This is a genomic window from Caulobacter sp. P1_B12_2 (assembly GCF_056406675.1).
Map to the genome: position 1 here is coordinate 1 of NZ_JBFTZS010000294.1, position 5,851 is coordinate 5,851.

The window sequence follows — 5,851 nt, forward strand, 5'->3', positions numbered from 1 at the left end:
GCCCTGACGGCCGCCGGGCCCTGACGGCCGCCGGCGCGGCGCTGGTGACCCGCAAGCCCATCACCGCCGCGGGCCTCGTCGGCGCCTTGGCCGACCTGCTCGAAAACCAGGCGCCGGACGATCAGCACGCCAGAGCGATTGCCACGGCGTGAAGCGGCCCTAAACTGTTGTTTGATCTGGCTTCGAAGCCGACACGTTGGGAAAGCCGGGGTCGTCCGCAATGCGGGTGCTGTTCGTCGAGGACAATCAGATGAACCGTCGCGTCATCGCCGAGATGCTGCGGGCGGGCGGGGTCGAGATGGACGAGGCCGAGGACGGTCCGTCGGGCCTGGCGATGATCGAGGCCAACGCCTACGACCTGGTGCTGATGGACCTGCGCATGCCCGGCATGGACGGCCTGACCGCCATCCGCCAGATCCGCACCCGCACCGACATCAAGGGCCAGGTTCCGGTGATCGTGGTCACCGCCGACACCGGCTCGACCCTCGAGGCCGACTGCCACGCCGCCGGGGCCGACGACGTCATCCGCAAGCCCGTCGACCTCTCGACCCTGTTCACCACCATCGGCGACCTGATCGCCCGGCGGGGGGACGGGGAGCTGGTGTTGGCCTAGGCGCCCGCTTTGGATCGGCGCCGCCGATCCGTCTCTAGCGCGGGAACGGAACGCGCATGGCGAGGATCTCACGGGTCTGGCGGGTGATGCCGTACAGCATGCCCGGTTAGCTCTCGTCCCAATCGATGGCCTGCCCTTCAGCCTCCATGCCGATGGTGTCGAGATGGTCGAGCACGCCGCCGCCCATCGGCAGCTGCACGACATACAGTTCCGGCCGATCATGGCCGCTCAGATAGAGCTTGCCGTCCGGTCCCCAGCCGCCGCCCGAAATGCTCATCGGCGCGATGCGGTCCAGCACCGTGGTCGGCAGCGCCCAGGCCTCCAGCCGCCGCCATTGGTCGTCGAACTTGACCAGGGTGGTGTGCCGGTGGTCGCGCGGCGGCTCGCCGCCCTTGCCGTCGTAGTTGGCGAACATCGCCCACCAGAAGCCGTCGTGGCGGTCGACCCAGGTGATCGAGCCCGTGCCCAGGCCCAGCGAGACGCTGCGCCGATGCGCCAGGGTCATCGGATCGAACATCTCGACCGTGCTGACCTGGGGCGTGCCGGGAAAGTTGGAGCTGGCGCAGACCAGATCCTTGGCGATCACGGCGCAGGAGTTGATGTGCGGGAAGCGGGCCTTCTCCCCCGTCCACTCCGCGCGTTTCTCGCCGGTCTTCTTGTCGAAGCGGACCAGCCTGAAGTTGCTGACCGAGTAGACGTCGTTCGGTCCCGCCGCCGCGCCTTGGCTGGCGCCGGCGTCGTAGCGCCGAACGGTTTCGGCCTTGCGCGCGGGCGCGTCGGCCAGGGGCGGAGAAACGCTCGACGCCTGGAGCGCCAGGGCCGCGAAGAACGGCAGGATCATCGGTCTTCCTCCATCGTCACCCGAGCCCTAACGCAAAACGCCCCCGGACCGGAGTCCGGGGGCGCTTCGTGCAGCTCGGCCTAGTCGCCTCAGGCGGCGGCGGCTTGGGTCTTGACCAGCGACTTGGTCAGGATGCCGATGGCGGCTTCGCGGTCGATGCGCTCGATGGCGGCGACTTCGCGGGCCATGCGATCCAGGGCCGATTCATAGAGCTGACGCTCGGAATAGGACTGTTCCGGCTGGTTTTCGGCGCGGTGCAGGTCGCGCACCACTTCGGCGATCGAGATCAGGTCGCCCGAGTTGATCTTGGCTTCGTATTCCTGGGCGCGACGCGACCACATGGTGCGCTTGACGCGCGCGCGGCCCTTCAGGGTGGTCAGGGCCTGCGACACGACATTGCCTTCGGCCAGCGGGCGCAGACCGGCCGTCTTGGCCTTCTTGGTCGGCACGCGCAGGGTCATTTTTTCGTGGTCGAAGGTGATGATGTAGACCTCGAGCGACATCCCGGCCACTTCCTGGGTCTCGACGCCCTGGATGCTGCCCACGCCATGCGCGGGATAAACGACGTGATCGCCGACCGAGAATTCCAGACCGCTCTTGCTCATTCGTTCGTCCTCAATAAGTTCGGGCCAAGCCCAAAACACCGCGTCTCGAAAACATCCAAAGGGCGTCCCAAACGGCGATAAGGACCCGTCCGCGAAATGCTTGCGGGGCCAGTACCGGTCAGGATTTGGAATAGTTCTAGGTCACCCTTCGCCTTCGAGCGGGCGCGCCGGTTTCCCGGCTGACATCGTCCACATGACGGCCAGGCGCGAACGATCGCACCCGTTACGTCGAGGGCGACAATATCATAAAATTCAGCTTGATGAAAGGCTTGCGACCTGTTTAGCCGCCAAAGCCGGCCGGATCAGGAGCCTTTGCCGGGCTTTTCGCTGAAATATTTCTCGAATTTGCCGGTTTCGCGTTCGAACTCCTCGCGGTCGGCGGGCGGCACGCCCTTAACCGTGATGTTCGGCCAGATCTTCGCGTAGTCGGAATTGATTCTCAGCCACTTGCCGTCCGGATCGTCCTCGGTGTCGGGCTTGATGGCGTCGATCGGGCACTCGGGTTCGCAGACGCCGCAGTCGATGCATTCGTCCGGATTGATCGCCAGGAAGTTCTCGCCCTCATAGAAGCAGTCGACCGGGCACACCTCGACGCAGTCCATGAACTTACATTTGATGCAGGCGTCGGTAACGATGTAGGTCATCGAGGGCTCAGTCGGTTCCGGGACTAGCGCGAGAGGGCCGCGTTTTCGAAGCCGGGCGACCGAATGTCAATGCGGCTTGGCTACGCGGGCGCGCAGGATTTCTGACACCCCCCTCGATACTGGAGATTCAGCGCCATCTTAAATAGGCGCGGATCTCCACATACCGCCGTTACGTTACCCTTTCTTATCGAAGCTCGGTCACAACCAAGCCGAGGAAAATAAACAAGAAGTCGACAACCCGACCCATGACGAGAACCGCCGTGCGCACTCACGTCTCGACCCCGGCCGAAGACACCAAGACGCCGGGCGCCCAGATGGACGCCTTCGAGACCTTTGTGCGCCACGCGCCGTTCGCCGCGGCCCTTGTCGACAACGCCTTTCGCCTGACCGCCGTCAGCCCCGACTGGAAAAGCCACGCCCTGTCGCCCGACATCGAGATCGGCGACGACTTTCGCCGCGCCCTGATCAGCCCCGAGGACATCGACAGCCTGGAGCGCTGCGTGGCGTTCGGCGAGCCGTTCTCGCGCTACCGGGCGATCCCCCTGTCGAACACGGACGGGGACGCCGCCGCGCCACGCATCTGGCGCACCGAGTTCGCCGCGACGCTCGCCGAGTCGGGCCGGACCCTGGCGGTGATCGTCACCGCCCGCGACGTCAGCGGCTACGCCGAGACCGCCCTGAAGGCTGAGCGCGACCAGCAGCGGCTGAAGATGGCTCTGGAGCTCGACGACCTGATGGTCCGCGAATACGACCTGCGGACCGGCGAGATCTATTGCTCGGGCACCTCGCCCGAGCTGGAGAAGTGGTGCCTGTTCAAGAACGATCCGCTGGAGATCGTCCACCCCGAAGACCGCGAGCGCATGGCCGAGCTGGTGCGGGCGCGCAAGGACGGCGAGGCCCAGGTCTTCGAGTTCCGCCTCAACCGCGACGACGGCGTCGAGACCTGGGTGCGTTCGGTCGGGAAGAAGTTCCTGGGCGCCGACGGCAAGCCCGAGCGCCTGGTGAACCTGTTCAAGGACATCACCGATCGCCGCCGCCAGACCGAGGCCGTCGAGAACCTGGCCTTCAAGGACTCGCTGACCGGGCTTCCCAACCGCGCCTATTTCAATCGCAAGTTCCAGGAGGCCGTCGACGCCTCGGAGATCGTGGGCGAGCTGTTCGGCCTGATCATGATCGATGTCGACCACTTCAAGGACATCAACGACACCCTGGGCCACGACGCCGGCGATGCCCTGCTCAAGCGCCTGGCCGAGATGCTGCACGCGGCCTTCCGGGCGGGCGACACGGTGGCGCGGCTGGGCGGCGACGAGTTCGCGGTGATCCTGCGCGGCCTGCATTCCGAGGCCGACATGATGCGGCCGGTCAACGCCCTGCAGGACCTGCTGCGCCGGCCCATCGAGCACGGCGGCCGCAGCTTCTCGGTCAGCGCCAGCATCGGGGCGGCCCTGCACGGCGATCTCGACGCCGATCCCAGCCACATGATCAAGAACGCCGACATCGCGCTCTATCGGGCCAAGGACGAAGGCCGCAACCGCAGCGTCGTCTTCGATCCCTCGATGCGCTCGGCCCTGGAGCAGCGGATCGAGCTGCTGCGCGACGTGCGCGCGGCGATCACGGCCAAGGAGTTCGTGCTCTACTACCAGCCGGTGGTCGACCTGGCCTCCAACAGCGTCAGCGGCTTCGAGGCCCTGATGCGCTGGGACCATCCCGAGCAGGGCATACTGACGCCCGACCGCTTCATGGCCGCCTTCGAGGACCAGGACCTGTCGCTGAAGCTGGGCGACCTGGCCTTCGAGGCCGCCCTGGCCCAGATGCGGCAGTGGCTGGACGACGGCGTCGAGTTCGGCCGGGTGGCGGTCAACATCTCGGCCGCCCAGTTCCGCAGCGGACGTTTGGCCGAAGAGGTCCAGGATCGGCTCGACCGCTGGAACGTGCCGTCCAACCGCCTGACCATCGAGGTCACCGAGAACGTCTATATGGGCTGGGGCTCGGAGATGGTCAGCGACACCGTCCGCCAGATGCACAAGGCCGGGGTGATGATCGCGCTGGACGACTTCGGCACGGGCTACGCCAGCCTGGCCAACCTGCGCCAGTTCCCGATCGACCGGCTGAAGATCGACAAGTCCTTCGTCCAGAACACCGAGGACGCCGCCATCGTGAAGGCGGTGATCACCCTGGGCTCGTCCATGGGCATGAAGGTCGTCGCCGAGGGCGTCGAGGACCAGGCGCAGCTGGACGCCCTGGCCGACTACGGCTGCGACCAGATCCAGGGGTATCACTTCAGCCGGCCGATGCCGGCGGGGATGGTGCCGGGGTATCTGGACGGGTTTGGGAAGTAGGCCCCGGGTCCGTCGCGACCTTGGGTCGCGGGCGAGCGGGCGCCGTTCACCACGGTTCTTCACGCCCCCTTCATGCGCGCGCCCGCCTCTGCGGGTGGGATGCAGATAGACCAGATTTCGGCGACGACCGGCGGTGGCCAGGCGGCCTTCCCCTATACCGGCGGCGTCACGGCGGCGACGGCGGCGGTCAACGACGCCAGCGGCGCGACCGACATCGGCCAGAAGCTCGACGCCTATCACGCCCTGTCCAGCCGCTGGGCCGGCGCGAACCACGGCGAACGAACGGCCCTGACCCAGGCCCTGACCGCCTCCCCCTTCGCCAAGACCATCCAGACGGCGGTCAACACCTTCACCCGCGCCGCCTGGGCCGGGACGGACGCCGTTCCGCCCGTCCCGCAGCAGCGCATGAGGGACGCCTTCGACGGTCTTTCCGGCGATCACCAGCGGATCGTCGCCTCGCTGCAGGTGGGGGTCCCCGGCTCGCCGCCGCCCAGACGCCGGCCGCCGCGCCGCAGGACACCGTGACCCTGTCGCCGGAAGCCCAGGCCCGCCTGGCCGGATCGGCGCCCGTTGAGACCGCTCCGCCGCCGGTGGAGCCCACGCCGGAAATGGCCCCGGCGATCGCGGCCTACGGCAAGGCGGCGCGGTAAGCTTCTTCCTTCTCCCCTTGCGGGCTGCCACGCACTTCAAAAGAGGCTGTCATCCCGGACGAGCGCGAAGCGCGCAGATCCGGGACCGACGCGTGAACACAGGCGCTTCCGGCGGTCCCGGATCTGCGCCCGGCTTCGCCGAGCTTGTCCGGGATGACA

The 5,851-nt window shown here is 67.1% G+C and carries 7 protein-coding genes and 1 pseudogene; 4 read left to right on the top strand and 4 right to left on the bottom strand.

The window, feature by feature from the left end; all coding sequences use genetic code 11:
- The first annotated feature begins 220 nt into the window (after positions 1–220).
- Complete coding sequence (locus tag AC1DZ6_RS17155) at positions 221–613, top strand: response regulator (RefSeq protein ID WP_477098356.1); 393 nt, start codon at positions 221–223, stop codon at positions 611–613.
- Positions 614–647: 34 nt separating this feature from the next.
- Here AC1DZ6_RS17155 and AC1DZ6_RS17160 read toward each other — a convergent pair.
- The 3 genes and pseudogenes from AC1DZ6_RS17160 to fdxA all read right to left on the bottom strand — a co-directional run bounded on the left by AC1DZ6_RS17160 (position 648) and on the right by fdxA (position 2,703).
- Positions 648–1,454 (bottom strand): annotated as a pseudogene (locus AC1DZ6_RS17160) (hypothetical protein).
- Positions 1,455–1,543: 89 nt separating this feature from the next.
- Entirely contained in the window at positions 1,544–2,059 is a 516-nt protein-coding gene (locus tag AC1DZ6_RS17165; protein ID WP_007665853.1) for a CarD family transcriptional regulator, read from the bottom strand.
- Between the two features lie 302 nt (positions 2,060–2,361).
- On the bottom strand, positions 2,362–2,703 hold the full coding sequence (fdxA, locus tag AC1DZ6_RS17170) for a ferredoxin FdxA (protein ID WP_477098357.1): 342 nt from the start codon (positions 2,701–2,703) through the stop codon (positions 2,362–2,364).
- Between the two features lie 245 nt (positions 2,704–2,948).
- On the opposite strand from fdxA, the gene AC1DZ6_RS17175 reads away from it, so the two are divergent.
- The 3 genes from AC1DZ6_RS17175 (at position 2,949) to AC1DZ6_RS17185 (ending at position 5,692) form a co-directional block, all read left to right on the top strand.
- Positions 2,949–5,042: a putative bifunctional diguanylate cyclase/phosphodiesterase gene (locus tag AC1DZ6_RS17175; RefSeq protein WP_477098358.1), complete on the top strand. Its 2,094-nt coding sequence runs from the start codon at positions 2,949–2,951 to the stop codon at positions 5,040–5,042.
- 99 nt (positions 5,043–5,141) lie between these two features.
- A complete protein-coding gene (locus AC1DZ6_RS17180; protein ID WP_477098359.1) occupies positions 5,142–5,567 on the top strand; it encodes a hypothetical protein in 426 nt (141 codons plus the stop codon).
- Positions 5,564–5,692 (top strand): hypothetical protein, encoded by a 129-nt coding sequence (locus AC1DZ6_RS17185; RefSeq protein ID WP_477098360.1) that lies wholly within the window; start codon positions 5,564–5,566, stop codon positions 5,690–5,692. Before AC1DZ6_RS17180 ends, AC1DZ6_RS17185 begins: the two co-directional genes overlap by 4 nt.
- Here AC1DZ6_RS17185 and AC1DZ6_RS17190 read toward each other — a convergent pair.
- The coding region (locus AC1DZ6_RS17190; RefSeq protein WP_477098361.1) for a hypothetical protein at positions 5,671–5,851 on the bottom strand (181 nt) is incomplete at its 5' end. The two genes, AC1DZ6_RS17185 and AC1DZ6_RS17190, sit on opposite strands and share 22 nt — an antisense overlap.